Source organism: Bacillus sp. FSL R10-2201, from assembly GCF_038008665.1.
Lineage (GTDB): Bacteria > Bacillota > Bacilli > Bacillales > Bacillaceae_G > Bacillus_A > Bacillus_A mycoides.
The window spans coordinates 5,170,831-5,187,379 of the sequence record NZ_JBBOZP010000001.1 but is presented as its reverse complement, the minus strand read 5'-3'; the positions used below and the strand labels follow the sequence as shown (position 1 = coordinate 5,187,379).

At 34.7% G+C, this 16,549-nt stretch carries 13 protein-coding genes and 1 pseudogene; 10 read left to right on the top strand and 4 right to left on the bottom strand.

Annotated features, from left to right (window positions below; all coding sequences use genetic code 11):
• Positions 1-11 precede the first annotated feature (11 nt).
• Positions 12-1,310 (bottom strand): MFS transporter, encoded by a 1,299-nt coding sequence (locus NSQ69_RS26860; RefSeq protein WP_002167291.1) that lies wholly within the window; start codon positions 1,308-1,310, stop codon positions 12-14.
• A gap of 328 nt (positions 1,311-1,638) precedes the next feature.
• Here NSQ69_RS26860 and lytS point away from each other — a divergent pair, with 328 nt between their 5' ends.
• From lytS to msrB, 7 genes and pseudogenes are all read left to right on the top strand, one after another.
• The gene (gene lytS / locus NSQ69_RS26855) at positions 1,639-3,408 is read left to right on the top strand and encodes a two-component system sensor histidine kinase LytS (protein ID WP_002130152.1); all 1,770 of its coding nucleotides are present in this window, start codon (positions 1,639-1,641) and stop codon (positions 3,406-3,408) included.
• On the top strand, positions 3,386-4,126 hold the full coding sequence (locus NSQ69_RS26850; RefSeq protein ID WP_002130151.1) for a LytR/AlgR family response regulator transcription factor: 741 nt from the start codon (positions 3,386-3,388) through the stop codon (positions 4,124-4,126). Before lytS ends, NSQ69_RS26850 begins: the two co-directional genes overlap by 23 nt.
• 133 nt (positions 4,127-4,259) lie before the next feature.
• Positions 4,260-4,691: an antiholin-like murein hydrolase modulator LrgA gene (lrgA, locus tag NSQ69_RS26845; RefSeq protein WP_002138935.1), complete on the top strand. Its 432-nt coding sequence runs from the start codon at positions 4,260-4,262 to the stop codon at positions 4,689-4,691.
• A 34-nt stretch (positions 4,692-4,725) separates the two neighbouring features.
• Complete coding sequence (lrgB, locus tag NSQ69_RS26840; RefSeq protein ID WP_000168872.1) at positions 4,726-5,418, top strand: antiholin-like protein LrgB; 693 nt, start codon at positions 4,726-4,728, stop codon at positions 5,416-5,418.
• Between the two features lie 334 nt (positions 5,419-5,752).
• Positions 5,753-6,787 carry an AI-2E family transporter gene (locus tag NSQ69_RS26835; protein WP_002016425.1) on the top strand — a complete coding sequence of 345 codons (1,035 nt, stop codon included), beginning with the start codon at positions 5,753-5,755 and terminating at the stop codon, positions 6,785-6,787.
• Between the two features lie 101 nt (positions 6,788-6,888).
• Positions 6,889-7,356 (top strand): annotated as a pseudogene (msrA, locus tag NSQ69_RS27835) (peptide-methionine (S)-S-oxide reductase MsrA); the annotation flags it as partial.
• Between the two features lie 45 nt (positions 7,357-7,401).
• The gene (msrB, locus tag NSQ69_RS27830) at positions 7,402-7,854 is read left to right on the top strand and encodes a peptide-methionine (R)-S-oxide reductase MsrB (RefSeq protein ID WP_370458379.1); all 453 of its coding nucleotides are present in this window, start codon (positions 7,402-7,404) and stop codon (positions 7,852-7,854) included.
• A gap of 25 nt (positions 7,855-7,879) precedes the next feature.
• Here msrB and NSQ69_RS26825 read toward each other — a convergent pair whose 3' ends face one another.
• Entirely contained in the window at positions 7,880-10,996 is a 3,117-nt protein-coding gene (locus tag NSQ69_RS26825) for an efflux RND transporter permease subunit (RefSeq protein ID WP_050000795.1), read from the bottom strand.
• 299 nt (positions 10,997-11,295) lie between these two features.
• Here NSQ69_RS26825 and NSQ69_RS26820 point away from each other — a divergent pair, with 299 nt between their 5' ends.
• Positions 11,296-12,177, top strand: a complete 882-nt coding sequence (locus tag NSQ69_RS26820; protein ID WP_002167294.1) for a TetR/AcrR family transcriptional regulator — start codon at positions 11,296-11,298, stop codon at positions 12,175-12,177.
• Between the two features lie 23 nt (positions 12,178-12,200).
• On the opposite strand, the gene NSQ69_RS26815 is transcribed toward NSQ69_RS26820, so the two are convergent.
• Positions 12,201-13,754, bottom strand: a complete 1,554-nt coding sequence (locus NSQ69_RS26815) for an ABC-F family ATP-binding cassette domain-containing protein (RefSeq protein ID WP_002130147.1) — start codon at positions 13,752-13,754, stop codon at positions 12,201-12,203.
• 169 nt (positions 13,755-13,923) lie between these two features.
• Between NSQ69_RS26815 and NSQ69_RS26810 the strand changes: the two genes are divergently transcribed.
• Together NSQ69_RS26810 and NSQ69_RS26805 are read left to right on the top strand one after the other, a co-directional pair.
• Positions 13,924-14,496, top strand: coding sequence for a TetR/AcrR family transcriptional regulator (locus tag NSQ69_RS26810; protein ID WP_002130146.1), 573 nt, complete (start codon positions 13,924-13,926; stop codon positions 14,494-14,496).
• A gap of 58 nt (positions 14,497-14,554) precedes the next feature.
• Complete coding sequence (locus tag NSQ69_RS26805; RefSeq protein ID WP_078203727.1) at positions 14,555-15,493, top strand: SDR family NAD(P)-dependent oxidoreductase; 939 nt, start codon at positions 14,555-14,557, stop codon at positions 15,491-15,493.
• A gap of 48 nt (positions 15,494-15,541) precedes the next feature.
• Here NSQ69_RS26805 and NSQ69_RS26800 read toward each other — a convergent pair whose 3' ends face one another.
• Positions 15,542-16,480 carry a glycosyltransferase family 2 protein gene (locus NSQ69_RS26800; RefSeq protein WP_002130144.1) on the bottom strand — a complete coding sequence of 313 codons (939 nt, stop codon included), beginning with the start codon at positions 16,478-16,480 and terminating at the stop codon, positions 15,542-15,544.
• Between the last annotated feature and the right edge of the window lie 69 nt (positions 16,481-16,549).

Below are 16,549 nucleotides of genomic sequence, written 5' to 3'. Positions count from 1 at the left end.
ACAGTTTCAATCTATTCTAATACTTTATCTTTCGTCTCTGGGACACATAATAGCATTGTAACTAAACCGATTGGATAGATAATGAAGATGAGAGATAATGCTCCCATTAAATTACCACCTGCAGCAAGTAAGCCGATAATAACAGGTCCAAATCCAGCTAACCCACGTCCTGTACCGAAAATAAAGTTCTCTGCTGTCGAGCGAGCTTCAGCAGGATAGTTTTCAGCTAAAACTGCTCCGAATCCCCCCATCATGCCATTGGCAAAGAATCCAAGCAGTGCACTTCCCCATAACAATGATGTTGAGTCTGTGAATAAGAAGAAGTAAATGAGACAGTATATAGTACCACCGACGTAATAGATTGTAAAAGTTTTACGGCGGCCAATTTTATCGGCTAGAATACCAAAAGTTGCAATTCCAATTAGCATGCCGATTGTAGAGATGAACATCCAACCGCTCGCTTTTGCTAACGTGTAATTATATTTATTTGCTAAAATAGTTGGCATCCAAGTGAAAATTCCATAATATCCGAAGTTCTGGATAAATGACATAATAATAAGACCAATGGTTGTTATCGTTACTTTTTTATTGGCAAATAACTTTCGAAGTGGGAACTTTTTTATTTGCTTTAGTTGTTCTGCTTCAGTGGTTGTTAAATTACCTTCAGCTTCTTTTTGTAACAATTCTTTTTTGTATCGTTGTTTTTGTTCCCATATTTTCGGTTCACTTAAACTTTTGCGGACGTAAACAGCTAATAGAGCGGGAATGAGTCCAAATAAGAAAACAGCTCTCCATCCAAAATGCGGGACGATAAATGCCGGAAGGAGTGAAGCGACTAGTACGCCAAATTGCCATCCAAGTGCAACAACGGATGTCGCCTTAGCGCGCATTTCTTTAGACCATGTTTCAGTTACGATGGCCATTCCAATTCCGAATTCACCACCAACCCCCATTCCAACTAAAAAGCGAAGAATTAATAATTGCCAATAATCTGTTGCAAAATAAATAAGTGCTGTTGCTAGTGAGAATAGTAAGATTGTGAAGGCCATCGTACGGATACGCCCAAATAAATCAGCAATAAATCCAAATAAATAAGACCCGGTTAGCATTCCTATTGTGGTAGCTAATGTTAAGTTTCCACCTTCAACAGGGCTTAAATGAAATTCTTTTAAAATGTAGACGAGTACGAAAGATAAGAGCAACATATCTAAACCTTCTGCTGCATATCCTAGCGCAGAACCAAACAATGTTTTATATCTTTTCTCCTTCGTTTCCTCTGTTGTTGATTGTACATCAGTAGTGACGTTCATCATTACTCCTCCTTATTTTCTTCTACAGTCGCTATGGAAGAATAACAAAAGGCCTTCTCACCTGATATGATGAGAAGGCCAAAAAATCATACGTATCCCTAAAAAAGACCATACGTATAGTATATTCCGACTTCCTTCTCAACCTCACGGGGTTGGGTTAAAGGACTGTATTATATTACTTTATTTTTAGCACTCTTCTGTTAGATTGTCAAATAAAGAGGGGATAGTTATGTGTAAAATATTTCAAAAGATATTGCATTCTTCTTGACGCCCACTTCATTATTTTCCCATAATAAAACTAACTAATATAAAAAGGAATGAATCACAGATGCTAAATTTAGTACTTATGATGATTGAACGTGTCGGACTTATTGTTATTTTAGGATTTTTACTTTCTCATATTAAAACGTTCAGGCGCCTTCTTCATAGACAAGATGGGTATGTAGATAAGCTTAAGCTTATTTGTATTTTTTCAGTGTTTACAATTGTCAGCAATTACACAGGAATTGAAATTGCCGGGAATACAATTATGAAAGAAAATTGGCTACAAGGTGTTTCGTCATCTAGTACAATTGCGAATACACGTATTATGGGTGTTGGAATTAGTGGATTGCTTGGTGGTCCTATCGTCGGTATTGGAGTGGGATCGATTGCGGGTATTCACCGTTATATGCTTGGCGGGACGACAGCGCTCAGTTGTGCAATCTCATCAATTTTAGCAGGTGTTATAACGGGGTATATTGGATACATTTTCAAAAAATATAATCGTGTAATTACGCCTAAATTTTCTGCGATTTTAAGTGTTTTTATCGTTACTTTAGAAATGCTTATGATTCTATTAATTATAGAAGATGGACTTAGTGTTGTAAAAACAATTGCGCTACCGATGATTCTTGTAAATAGTTTTGGCAGTTTCATTTTACTTTCGATGATACTAGCTATTTTACGACAAGAAGAAAACGCAAAAGCTTTGCAAACGCATAAAGTATTACGAATTGCTGATAAGACGTTACCATATTTCCGCCAAGGGTTAACAGAAGAGTCTTGTAAACATGTGGCACAAATTATTCACCGCTTTACGGGAACAGATGCGGTATCCTTAACAGATACAGAGGAAATCTTAGCTCACGTTGGATTAGCATCAGATCATCATATTCCTTCACACAGTTTAATAACAGGTTTATCAAAAGAAGTATTAAAAACAGGGAAAATAATGAAGGCAAAATCACGTGAGATTATTAATTGTCAACATGAAGGGTGTCCATTACAAGCGGCAGTTGTTATTCCATTAACTTCACATGGAAATACGATAGGAACATTAAAACTTTATTTTAAAAACCCTAATCAATTAAGTCGTGTTGAAGAAGAGTTAGCGGAAGGGCTAGCGAAAATATTCTCCACACAGCTTGAGTTAGGTGAAGCTGAGTTACAAAGTAAGTTATTGCAAGATGCCGAAATAAAAGCGTTGCAAGCACAAATCAATCCGCATTTTTTATTTAATGCAATTAATACAGTATCAGCTTTATGCCGAACAGATGTAGAGAAAGCGAGAAAATTATTATTGCAGCTTAGCGTTTATTTTCGTTGTAATTTGCAAGGGGCACGACAATTACTTATTCCATTAGAACAAGAGTTGAATCATGTACATGCATATTTATCGTTAGAGCAAGCGAGGTTTCCGAATAAGTATGAAGTGAAGATGTACATTGAAGAGGCACTAAAGGTGACTTTAGTTCCACCATTTGTGCTTCAGCTATTAGTTGAAAATGCATTGCGCCATGCTTTTCCGAAAAAGCAGCCAGTGTGCCAAGTCGAGGTACATGTGTTTGAAAAAGAAGGGATGGTTCACTTTGAAGTAAAGGATAATGGACAAGGGATTGAGAGTGAACGTCTAGAGCAATTAGGAAAAATGGTAGTTCCATCAAAGAAAGGGACGGGAACAGCCTTATATAATATTAATGAACGACTTATCGGGTTATTTGGGAAAGAGACAATGCTTCAAATTGAAAGTGAATTAGAGCAAGGGACAAAGATCCTCTTTGTGATTCCGAAAAAAGTAGAGGAGGAAAAACGGAGTGTTAAAAGTATTAGTAGTTGATGATGAAATGTTAGCACGGGATGAATTGAAATATTTATTAGAGAAAACAAAAGAAGTAGAGATAATTGGTGAGGCGGATTGTGTAGAGGATGCATTAGAAGAATTAATGAAAAACAAACCAGATATTGTTTTTCTAGATATTCAGTTATCTGATGATAATGGATTTGAAATCGCAAATATATTAAAGAAAATGAAAAATCCACCTTCAATTGTGTTTGCTACTGCCTATGATCAATATGCATTGCAAGCATTTGAAGTAGATGCGTTAGACTACATTTTAAAGCCATTTGATGAAGAACGTATCGTACAGACATTAAAGAAATATAAAAAACAAAAGCAAATAAAGTTAGAAACAAAGCAAGATGTAAAGAGTGTAGATGTAACGGCCGAGATGCATAAATTAGCATTACCAATTGAGGAATCAATTGTACTTGTTAACATTGAAGATATTATTTATGTAGGGCTTGTAGATGGGAAAGTAACTGTAAAAACAATGAAAGAAACATATGTAACACATGATACGCTTGTCATTTTGGAAAAGAAATTACCACAAACAATTTTTATGCGTGTTCATCGTAGTTTCGTTGCTAATATTAATCATATTTCTGAGATACAGCCGTGGTTTAATTCGACTTATAACTTAATTATGAAAGAGGGATCCAAAGTCCCGGTTAGCCGTACATATGCAAAAGAACTTAAAAAGCTGCTTCGTATTTAAGAAGCAGCTTTTTGTATTTCGTCTGCCTATTTTTGTAACTAATTTTGTATATTTGACGTTCTGTTATGTAAACGCTTACAGTTTTATTTTTATCTTATACAATAAAGGTACCAAATCGAAAGAGGTGGCCAAAATGAGTACGAAAAAAGTATATAGTTTCTTATCACAAGCATTCATATTTTCAGCTATTATGTTAGTTTCTAATATTATTGCAACGCATTTACCAATTCCGATGCCTTCATCGGTGATCGGATTAGTTATTTTATTTAGCCTATTATGTTTAAAAGTTATTAAATTGGAACAAGTTGAATCATTCGGAACGGCTTTAACAGGTATTATCGGATTCCTTTTCGTTCCATCAGGTATTTCGGTTATTAATTCTCTCGGTGTAATGGGACAATATTTTATACAAATTTTAACTGTAATTGTTGTCGCAACAATTATTTTACTCGCTGTAACAGGATTATTTGCACAATTTATTTTAGGAAAAGACGATAAAGAAATAGAAGATACGAAAGAATTGAAAGTAGTAAATAAAGGACGCAAGCACGGAAAAGTTGCGTAACCAATTTAGTATATATTGTTAGGAGGGAATGAACATGGCAAGCACAATGACTCCATATTTCGGAATCGTCGTTTCATTAATCGCATACGGAATCGGAACATTATTATTTAAGCATTCAAAAGGATTCTTCTTATTCACACCATTATTCGTAGCGATGGTATTAGGGATTGTCTTTCTAAAAGTAGGTAACTTTACTTTTGAAGAATATAATACTGGCGGAAAAATGATTAGCTTCTTCTTAGAACCAGCAACAATCGCGTTTGCAATTCCATTATATAAACAAGTTGATAAGTTAAAAAAATATTGGTGGCAAATTTTATCGGCTATTGTGGTTGGATCTATTTGTTCAGTGGTTGTTGTGTTCATTGTCGCAAAAGCAATTGGTCTAGATACAGCTGTAATGAACTCAATGTTACCGCAGGCAGCAACAACAGCAATTGCATTACCAATCTCTGAAAGTATCGGTGGTATTCCAGCAATTACATCATTTGCAGTTATTTTTAATGCTGTTATCGTATACGCATTAGGTGCGTTATTCTTAAAAACATTTAGAGTGAAACACCCGATTGCTAAAGGTTTAGCGCTTGGAACAGCAGGACATGCGTTAGGGGTTGCAGTAGGTATCGAAATGGGTGAAGTAGAAGCAGCTATGGCCAGTATCGCTGTGACAGTGGTTGGTGTCGTAACGGTGGTGGTTATTCCAATGTTCATGCCGTTTATTGGATGATAAAACTTACTAAAAAAAATATAAAAGCAAGTTATTTGTAGGACGGATTTCTACTGATAGCTTGCTTTTTATGTTACAGTAGTGGTAAGACCTATTGAAGGATAAAAGTTTCCTTAAATCTTCATTAATACTACGTATAATGCGTTCTGAAATAGGTCATTGTATTGTAAAATAAGAAGTAACATAATATATAGCACAATTAACGGGTGGTTAGGGTTGAATATAAATTGCTCGCAATGGCTTTAATATTAAAGGATAATTATAAGTAGAGAATAGAGAGAGATCTACTTGTTAACGTTTTACTTTATAGGACAGGAGAGAGTACTCGTCGATTATGCAAATAAAAAACCTGTTTCAAAGCAAAGGATTTCAGAGGTTAATCGTATTAGTATTACTTGCTCTCATATTGTATGGGATGCAAAGTATGTTAAATTTAATTTTAATTACGTTTATGTTGACGTATTTAATGGATCGATTCCAAAAGTTTATTTCTCGTAAATTAGATCATTTCATGCCAATTAATCGAAAAATTATTATAGCGCTTTTATATGTAATGTTAGTGGCAGGAATTGCCATTACGCTATTTAAATATTTACCGGTATTAACAATACAAATTTCACAATTGATTTATCAATTTAATGTATTTTTAAGAAATCCACCTGATAGTGAATTAATTAAGTATGCAGTTAATGCTGTTAATCATATGGAGCTTTCTAAATATGTGGGGCAAGGCGTAGACATTTTGTATAAATCTATTACGAATGTTGGGAAATTTGGCCTTCAAGTTTTACTTTCTGTAATTTTAAGCTTATTTTTCTTACTTGAAAAAGCACGTATCGTTGCTTTTACTTCAAAATTTAAAGAAAGCCGACTTGCAATTTTCTATAACGAAATAGAGTATTTCGGAAAGAAATTTGCACGTTCATTTGGAAAAGTAATCGAAGCACAATTTTTAATTGCAATTGTTAACTGTGTTTTATCTGTTATTGCATTATGGATATTAGGATTCCCGCAATTACTAGGTTTAGCGTTAATGATTTTCTTGCTTGGTTTAATTCCAGTGGCGGGTGTTATTATCTCGTTATTCCCACTCTGTATGATTGCTTACAATATTGGCGGTATTATGTATGTCGTTTATATTGTAGTTATCGTAACAGTAATTCATGCACTTGAGAGTTATGTATTAAATCCGAAGTTTATGTCTCAAAAAACAAACTTACCAATCTTCTACACATTTATGATATTAATTTTCTCTGAGCATTTCTTAGGTGTGTGGGGACTTATTATCGGTATTCCAATCTTCATTTTCTTATTAGATGTCTTAGATGTGACAAGTGATGAAATGGAGAAGGACGTTGGAAAAAAATAAAGTGAAGTAAAGAAAAAGCATCGATGTTCGATGCTTTTTCTTTTATAACATGACGTTCCTTATGCCATACTGTAAGGAGAAGATAGAATAGGGGTGAAATAATGGCTGTAAATGAAAAGATAGGGTTAGCTACGTTTGCCGGAGGGTGTTTCTGGTGTATGGTTTCGCCATTTGAAGAGATGGAAGGGATTATACAGGTTGTTTCAGGCTATACAGGTGGCCATAAAGAGGATCCAACGTATAAAGAAGTGTGCTCGGAAACAACTGGGCATTATGAAGCAGTACAAATTACATTTGATGCAAATAAAATGCCGTATGAAGAGTTGTTAAATATATATTGGAGACAAATTGACCCGACTGATATAGGGGGACAATTCCACGACCGTGGACAGTCTTATGAAACGGTGATTTTTTATCATAATGAAGAACAACATAAAAAGGCAGAGGCTTCAAAAGAAGAGCTCGAGAAAAGTGGGAATTTTTCGAAGCCAATTGCGACAAAAATATTGCCAGCTGCTACGTTTTATCCAGCTGAAGAATATCACCAAGGATATTATAAGAAGAATACATTTCGCTATGAGTTATATCGTAAAGGCTCAGGTCGAGATGCTTTTATTAAACAACATTGGCCAAAGAATAATGCTCATTTAAAAGAAAGATTAAACGAGATGCAGTTTTATGTAACACAGGAAAATGGGACAGAACCGCCTTTTCAAAATGAGTATTGGAATCATAAAGAAGAAGGGCTTTATGTAGATATTGTTTCGGGGGAACCATTATTTACTTCTTTCGATAAGTTCGATAGCGGCTGTGGATGGCCGAGTTTTACGAAACCAGTTATGTCAGCTAGTGTGAAAGAAAAAATGGATGTTAGCCATAATATGACGCGTACGGAAGTGAGAAGTAAAGAAGGAGATTCACATCTTGGGCATGTATTTCCAGACGGCCCAGGACAAAACGGCCTTCGTTATTGTATTAATTCGGCAGCGCTACGCTTTATTCAAAAAGAAGATTTAGAAAAAGAAGGATATGGTGATTTCCTAATCTTGTTTGGGAATAAAAAATAACCTCGCAGTCAGCGAGGTTATTTTTTTATTTTACTTTTTTCTTTTTAAATTTGCTTAATGCTTCATAAACGATTGGAACAATAAGAAGTGTTAATAACGTTGAACTTGTTAATCCACCAATTACTGTTACGCCAAGTCCTTTAGAAATTAAGCCGCTACCTTCAAATCCTAATGCAAGCGGGATAAGAGCCCCGATTGTTGCAATTGCAGTCATTAAGATAGGACGCAGGCGTGTTGTACCAGCTTCTAATAATGCTTCACGTGTTGATAGGCCGTCATTTTCTTTATGAATAACACGGTCAATGAGCACGATTGCGTTCGTTACAACGATACCAATTAGCATAAGAGCCCCAATCATCGCAGATACGCTTAACGTTTCGCCAGAGATTAATAAGGCAACGAGTGCACCAATGATTGTGAATGGTAGCGAGAATAAAATTGCGAATGGTGCAAGGGCACCGCCAAATGTAACAACAAGAACGAAGTATACAATGGCAATCGCAGCTAACATCGCTAAGCCAAGTTGTTTGAATGATTCTTGAATATCTTGTGTAACACCACCCATAGAAACATCTATACCAGAAGGAAGATCCATTTTATCTACTTCTTTTTGAACAGCGGCAGATGCTTTTGAAACGTCATCAGATGTTAGTTTTGCACTAACTTCCGCATAAACACGGCCATCACGATGTGTTACTGTGTTAGAAGTTTCACCTTCTTTTACAGTCATAACATCTTTAACAGCAACTTCATTACCAAGTGGTGTTGTAATTTTACGATTTGTTAAGTCATCGATCGTTTCATAGTTTTGTTTTTCAGTTTCTACATATACATTTATATCTTTATTATCTTTTTTAATTGTTGTAAGAACAGGGCGATCATGTTGATTAGAAAGTCCCATTCCAATTTGAGCAGCAGTTAGCCCCATTTTACTTAACTTTTCTTGATCAGCGACTAAAGTATATTCTGCATATGTTTTTGCAACACTAGAGTCTATGTCTTTTAAATCTTTATTTTTCTTCATGATATTTTGAATGTCTTTCACGACAGGCTTAATTTCTTCAGAGCTATCTCCATAAACGTATAGCTTAATTTCGTTACTACCGCCACCTGCTCCGAAATCTTGGTTTTTCCATTCACCTTTTCCAGACATCTTTTGTAAATCTTTAACGACTTGTTCTTTCTCTTTTTCAAAGTTTTTCGTATCGTCATCATATTGAACGAAGAACATCGCTTGATTTGTTTGACCAGGGCTCATTGGGTTTTCGCCGCCTAATGAGAATTGAATCGTTTTGACGTCTTTTTTATCTTGGAAATGCTTTTCAGCTTTCGTTGCAATTTTTTCAACGTCGTCTAACGTTTGACCTGGCTCAGGTTTGTACGTTGCGATAATCATTTTTTCTTCTTCAGATGGTAAGAAACTGACACCGATGATTGGTACAAGTGCAAGGCTGCCTACTAATAGGAGGACTGTGATACTTGATGTAATAATTTTATGGTTTAACGCCCATTCAAGTATACGTTTATAGCCGTTTGCTAATTTGCTTGGTTTTTCCTCATGATGTACTTCTTTTTCTCTCATGCTTTCCTTCTTAAATAAGGAATGTGCTAGCATCGGCACAATTGTAACTGCCACAAGTAAGGAAGCAAGTAGGGCAAAAACAATTGTTAAAGCAAATGGTAAGAACATTTCACCAATCATACCCTTTACAAGCCCAAGAGGTAAGAATACAGCGATTGTTACAATTGTAGAAGACATAATCGGGATAAACATTTCTTTCGTAGCTTCACGAATTAAATCTTTCCCACGTAATTTCTCTTCTGATAAAGACATACGTCGGTAAATATTTTCAATAACAACAATTGAGTCATCAACAACGCGTCCAATAGCAACTGTCATTGCTCCAAGTGTCATAATGTTAAGGGTAATATCCATTTGTTTTATTACTAAAACTGCAATTAATAAAGAAAGTGGTATAGAAACGACAGAGATTAGTGTTGTTCGAATGTTTCGCAGGAACAACATAATAATAACAATCGCAAAGATAGCACCGAAAATAGCTTTGCTAAGCATTGTTTCGACTGATTTTTCAATAGGCGCACCTTGATCGAATGTTGAAATAATCTCTAAGTCTTTATATTTTTTCTCAAGGTCTTTTACTTTATCTTTAACTGCATTTACAACATCAACTGTATTCGCATCAGCAGCCTTCACAATTTGAATACCGATTGCTTCTTTTCCATTCGTTCGAGAAATGGATTCCGCTTTTCCAACTTCTTTAATATCAGCAATCTCTTCTAATGTAACCGTTGGTATGCCATTCATAGCGGCCGGATTCATCTGTGGTGCTTGTGTTCCAGCACCAGCGTTTTGGCTACCTTGACCATTCGGTGATGAAGGGATAGCTGGAATTTTTAATTCTTTTAATGCTTTAATTGTTGTAATGTTACCATCGACAACAACTGATTTTTCCGTATCTTTAAATGTATATAAGCCAAGTGGTAACGATACGTCCGAACCTTTAACCATATTTTTTACAGTATCTTCACTTAAACCTAATTCTTTCATCTTATCTTTTTTGAAGACAAGCTGTACTTCGTCTACTTGTTGACCTGCGATTTGAACAGATGCGACACCATCAAGTCCTTTTAATCCAGGAACAACATTTTTTTCTACATTTTCTGTTAAGGCAGCTAAAGATTCATTTTTACTCGCTACGCTTAATGAAATAACAGGAAAGGCATTAAAGTTTACTCGTGAGACTTTCGGGTCTTTCACACCTTCTGGCAGTTTCACGTTTGCGAGCGATTCTTTAATTTCCGTTTCGGCTTTTTCCATATTTTTATCAAAATCATATTCTACCTGAATAGAAGATGCGTTTTGATAAGATGATGAACTAACAACGTTTACACCGCTTAAATTTTGGAGTTGCTCTTCCATTGGTTTTGAAATTTTATCAGCTACTTCTTCTGGTGTAGCACCAGGATAAACCGTGGTTACTGTTACAATCGGTGTTGTAATATCAGGAATTGTTTCCAGCTTCATATTGAGTCCAGAATAAATACCCGCAATAGTAACAATAATGGTTAGTAGCCAAACTGCGAACTTATTTTTTAACGTGAAATTGATGATTTTGTTCATGTTTGCGCTCCCTTTTTATTATATTGACCAATCGGTCAGTCTAATACATAATATAACTGACCGATTGGTCAGTCGTCAATGAAAAGAGATGGTATAATAAAATCAAACTGTAAGTAGTCGGTTTCCTATTCTTTTTCTGATCATTGGCTTTTACTAACCGGATTTTATAGATGGAAAGGCTTCTATATAAACCATTTACTCCATTAAATTTTAGATGGGGAGTTTTATTTTCAGTTAATGTGGAATAAAATCAAGTTTGAATTTACATAAGATGCGAGATTAAATTTAGGAGAGAGAATATGAAAGAAAAAGAGCGCTTAATTATAGAGATGGCTATGAGGTTATTTGCAACTAAGGGTGTAAATGCAACGTCAGTACAAGAAATCGTAACCGCATGTGGTATATCAAAAGGAGCTTTTTATTTATATTTCAAATCAAAAGACGAGTTATTATTGGCCACACTTCGATATTATTATGACAAGATTCAGAAGAAAATGCTGGATATTGAAAAAGAATCTTTATTACCACGTGAAAAATTTGAAAAACAATTATATTGTCAGTTTACTGATGTGCAAAAACATAAAGAATTTATTATTATGCATGCAAGAGAAAATGCAATTCCGTTTAATAAAGAAGTAGAAGAGTTTATGATGAGGATGAAATTAGAGTCTCATGCATTTTATCGGAATAGCTTACTGTTCATTTATGGTGAAAAGGTTATTCCATACTTGTTAGATCTAGTAATTATGGTGGAAGGGATATGCCGTGGGTATTTAGAATTAATTATTTTAAATGCACCAGAAATTGATTTGTCCTATGTCTCAGCTTTTATTTTAAAAAGGATAGACAATTTAGTAGAGGGGCTTCTAGAATCTTCGGAGGAACCTGTCCTACATGAAGAGAGACTAGGAGAATTTCTTTGTAGTTCCGAGCTTATTAAGGAACAGGTGAAGGAACATTTTCTAAGTGAAATTATTGTATTTAAACGAACATTAGCTGATCAATTAGAAAATGATGAGTTACTTGTAACTTTAGATGTTTTAGAAGCAGAAATGAGATTGCAAAATCCAAGAATTCCAGTCATTAGAGGTATGCTTGCTAATTTAGCGGTATATCCTAGTTTAAATGAGTTTCGATTGAGGCTTACGGCATACTATAATATAAAAAATCCTTGCATATAGAACGCAAGGATTTTCTATTATAATTAAGAATTATTTTGTGACCATTCTTCAACATTCCAAGTTTTTGTAATCCAGCCTTCATAAAATTCTGGTTCGTGACATACAAGAAGGATTGTCCCTTTATATGCCTTCAGAGCTTTTTGAAGTTCTTCCTTTGCTGTAACATCAAGATGGTTTGTTGGCTCATCAAATAGGATCCAGTTACTTTCTTCACCCATTAACTTACATAAACGAACTTTTGCTTGTTCGCCACCACTTAATTGATTTAGCGGGCGAGAGATATGCTCATTTTTTAATCCGCATTTCGCTAACATTGCACGAACTTGATGTTGGTCCATGCTAGGGAATGTGTTCCAAACGTCATCAATTGGTGTTATATTATCAGCTTTTACTTCTTGCTCGAAGTATGCAGGCTCTAAGAAGTCACCAAGACTTGTTTTACCGCTTAAAGGTTTAATTTTTCCTAAAATCGTTTTTAGTAATGTTGATTTACCAACACCATTACAACCAACGATGGCAATTTTTTCACCGCGTTCAATTGTCATTGTTAGTTTTGGTAATAACGGATGTGTATATCCGATTTCTACATCTTCACCTTCAAAGACGAAACGGCTACTTGCACGACACTCTTTAAATGAGAACTCTGGCTTAATTGCTGTTTCAGGACGATCAATACGCTCCATGCGATCAAGTTGTTTTTGACGACTTTTTGCACGACCTGTCGTTGAATAACGAGCTTTGTTCTTTGCAATAAAGTCTTCCTGCTTTTTAATAAACTCTTTCTGTTTTTCATAAGCATTTATATGTTGATTTTTATTAATTTCGGCTAACTCTAGGAATTTTTCGTATGTCGCTGTATAGCGCGTCATTTTTGTAAATTCTAGATGGAAAATAACATCAACGCATTTGTTCATAAATTCCGTATCATGAGAAATTAATAAGAATGCATGTGGATATTCTTTTAAATAATTAGTTAACCAATGAATATGTTCAACGTCTAAATAGTTAGTAGGCTCATCGAGTAATAACACTTCTGGTTGCTCAAGTAATAGCTTTGCAAGTAATACTTTTGTACGTTGTCCACCACTTAGTGCTGAAACATCACGATCTAAACCGATTGCATCAATTCCAAGACCTCTTGCTGCCTCTTCGATTTTCATATCTAGTAAATAGAAACCACCTGCTTCGAGAGCATCTTGGATTTCTGCCATCTGCTCAAGAAGGTCCTCTAATTCTTCCGGTGTTGCCGTTCCCATTTTTTCTGCAACTTCATTTAAAGCTTTTTCTTTTTCAAATAAAGGTAAAAACGCGTCAGCTAATACATCACGAATTGTGCGACCAGGTGTTAAAATTGTATGCTGGTCTAAGTAACTGTAATTTGTACCAGGTGTCCATTCTACACGGCCTTCATCATGGATAAGTTGACCAGTAATAATATTCATAAATGTTGATTTACCAACACCGTTTGCACCGACTAATCCGACATGTTCTCCTGCTAGTAAACGCATGGATACATCTTTAAATAATGTGCGATCGCCAAATGTATGGCCTAGTTTTTCTACTGTTAATAAGCTCATAGTATCCTCCGTCCAACTTGAAATAGTACCTTGAATCATGATACTAAATTATTGAGTATAATGCTATCCTTTCAAAATGTATCTTTTTGTAAGAAACTAATTGTATTTTTTTGGGAAAAGGTTATAATGTTAATTGAACAGTGGTCAATTAAATTGTGAGGTATGAAAAATGTCGCCAAGAAGGGCAGTTAAACAAGAATTAACGAGAGAAATGATTATGAATGTAGCAAGAGACTTATTTATAAAATTAGGTTATCAGCATACTTCAATGCGTAAAATTGCAACAGAACTAGGATATAGCCATGGTGCCATCTATTATCATTTTAAAAATAAAGCAGAGCTTTTCTATGCGATGGTAGAGCAAGATTTTCAATTGCTAAATCAAAAATTAGATGAGATTAATGATCAAAATTTACCACAAGAGGAACAATTGAAAGCTGTTTTATTTGGTTTTATTGAATTTGGTTTGCAAAATCAAAGTCATTATGAAATCATGTTTTTAATTAGAGATGATGAGTTAAAAGAATGTTTAGCAGATGGCCCAAATGTTAGTTACGAAAAATTTGCTACTGTTGTATCTTCTTTGTGTAATGAGAAGGTAAATGTAATGACAATATGGTCTGTTTTTCTATCATTACATGGGTTTGTGGCACACTATTGTGGGAATGATCAAACATTTGAAGAAGTAAAAGGATTAGCTAAAGTACACGTGGAGTTTATTTCAAAATCACTTCTTATGTAAGTGATTTTCTTTTTAATATTAATTGAACAGCGGTTAATTAATTTAGGGGGGATATATAATGAAAAAAGCTTTAGTGCTAGGAGCATCTGGATCAATGGGGTATGCAATTGTAAAAGAATTATGTAGCAGAGGAATTCATGTAGTGGCCTTTGCGAGGAATAAAGAGAAATTAGAGATATTATTTTCTGGAGAAGAAAATGTGAAAGTTGTAGCGGGAGATGTATTTATACAGGAGGATATAATGGAAGCCGCGAAAGGCGTTGATATTATATTTCATGCTGTAAACATTCCATATTCAGATTGGGAGAAGAAGCAACCAAAATTATTAAAAAATATATTAGAAGTAGCAATGTATTACGACAGTAAGTTAGGGATAGTTGATAATATTTATGCGTATGGGAGGCAAGGGGAAGAACTTGTAGTGGAAGAAGTTAAAAAGGCACCACATACGAAGAAAGGGAAAATTCGGTTACAGCTAGAAATGATGGCAAAACAGGCTCGTGTACAAATGTTTATTGCACATTTTCCTGATTTTTATGGTCCAAATGCAGAAAGTACGCTTGTTCATCATACTTTAAAAGGTGTACTTGCAAATAAGTTATCAAGCTTTGTTGGAGATAAAAAGATTGCTCGTGAATATATTTTCACACCAGACGGTGCAAAAGCAATGGTTGAATTAGCTTTACGTGATGAGGCCTATGGACAAAATTGGAACATACCGGGTTATGGTGTCATTACAGGTGAAGAGATGATTCAACATATACAAGAATTAACGGGATATACAAAACCAGTAATGACAGTAAAAAAAGGTATGATAAATTTAATGGGACTATTTGATAAGCAGATGAAAGAATTTGTGGAAATGCTATATTTGACAGAAAATCCTGTTGTATTAAGCGGAGAGAAATATGAGAGGTATATTGGGAATATACCAAAAACTTCTTATTATAATGGGCTAAAAGAAACGATTATATCTATGCAACATAAAGGTGTGTAAATATTAGTATAAAAAAAGTTACTTCTGTAGGTAGAAGTAACTTTTTTATTATGCTTTTTGTTTGACTTCACTAACTTTCTTTTCAGCTACAATAAAATGTGGTCTACGTTTTGTTTCATAATAAATGCGACCGATGTATTCACCCATAACACCTAGGAAAATGAGTTGAATACCACCAATAAATAATATAGCGGAAATTAAAGTGAAGTATCCTGGGACTTCAACACCACCAACAATAATTTGAATAAATGTAGTAATTACGTATAAAATCCCTAAAATAGTTGTTAATAATCCAAGATATATAGATAGTCTTAATGGTTTATTATTGAATGAGATAACACCATCTATTCCGTAATTTAACAATTTAGAAAAAGTCCACTTACTTTCTCCATCAGAACGTAATACATTTTCATATCCAATAATTAGTTCATTAAATCCAATCCAGGAGAATAAACCTTTTGAGAAGCGATTGTATTCGCTTAAAGATAATAGAGAATCAACAGCTCTTCTACTTAAAAGTCTAAAATCTCCAATGCCGTCTACTAGTTCAATATCTACAAACTTATTCATCACTTTATAGTATAGACGAGAAACGAAAGAGCGAACGGGTGAATCACCTGTTCTTGTTCTTTTTGCAATAACTTGGTCGTAACCTTCGTTATATCCTTCTAACATTTCTTTTATTAGTGTAGGAGGATGTTGCAAATCGGCGTCCATAATAACAACTGCATCACCTGTAGCGTATTTTAAACCAGCTAACATAGCGGCTTCTTTGCCGAAATTCCGACTAAATGATATATAATGAACAGCTGCATCTGAATTTGCCAAATCACGTAGAATATTTAATGTATCATCTTTACTACCATCATTTACAAAAACAAATTCATAATCGGTAGTTAATTTATGAATTTCTAGAGAAGTCTCTGAATAAAAGGCTCGAAGCATCTTTTCTTCATTGTAGCATGGTACGACTATTGAAAGAGTCATTTTTGACCCTCCTTGTTTATAATGGTTAAAACGTTATTTAATATTTTTTATGAAGCTATCCGCTTTGGA

What these genes read in the sequence shown, in the direction of transcription:
- NSQ69_RS26860 (WP_002167291.1), bottom strand. Translation starts at nt 1,310, where the DNA reads ATGAACGTCACTACTGATGTACAATCAACAACAGAGGAAACGAAGGAG.
- lytS (WP_002130152.1), top strand. Translation starts at nt 1,639, where the DNA reads ATGCTAAATTTAGTACTTATGATGATTGAACGTGTCGGACTTATTGTT.
- lrgA (WP_002138935.1), top strand. Translation starts at nt 4,260, where the DNA reads ATGAGTACGAAAAAAGTATATAGTTTCTTATCACAAGCATTCATATTT.
- lrgB (WP_000168872.1), top strand. Translation starts at nt 4,726, where the DNA reads ATGGCAAGCACAATGACTCCATATTTCGGAATCGTCGTTTCATTAATC.
- NSQ69_RS26835 (WP_002016425.1), top strand. Translation starts at nt 5,753, where the DNA reads ATGCAAATAAAAAACCTGTTTCAAAGCAAAGGATTTCAGAGGTTAATC.
- NSQ69_RS26825 (WP_050000795.1), bottom strand. Translation starts at nt 10,996, where the DNA reads ATGAACAAAATCATCAATTTCACGTTAAAAAATAAGTTCGCAGTTTGG.
- NSQ69_RS26820 (WP_002167294.1), top strand. Translation starts at nt 11,296, where the DNA reads ATGAAAGAAAAAGAGCGCTTAATTATAGAGATGGCTATGAGGTTATTT.
- NSQ69_RS26815 (WP_002130147.1), bottom strand. Translation starts at nt 13,754, where the DNA reads ATGAGCTTATTAACAGTAGAAAAACTAGGCCATACATTTGGCGATCGC.
- NSQ69_RS26810 (WP_002130146.1), top strand. Translation starts at nt 13,924, where the DNA reads ATGTCGCCAAGAAGGGCAGTTAAACAAGAATTAACGAGAGAAATGATT.
- NSQ69_RS26805 (WP_078203727.1), top strand. Translation starts at nt 14,555, where the DNA reads ATGAAAAAAGCTTTAGTGCTAGGAGCATCTGGATCAATGGGGTATGCA.
- NSQ69_RS26800 (WP_002130144.1), bottom strand. Translation starts at nt 16,480, where the DNA reads ATGACTCTTTCAATAGTCGTACCATGCTACAATGAAGAAAAGATGCTT.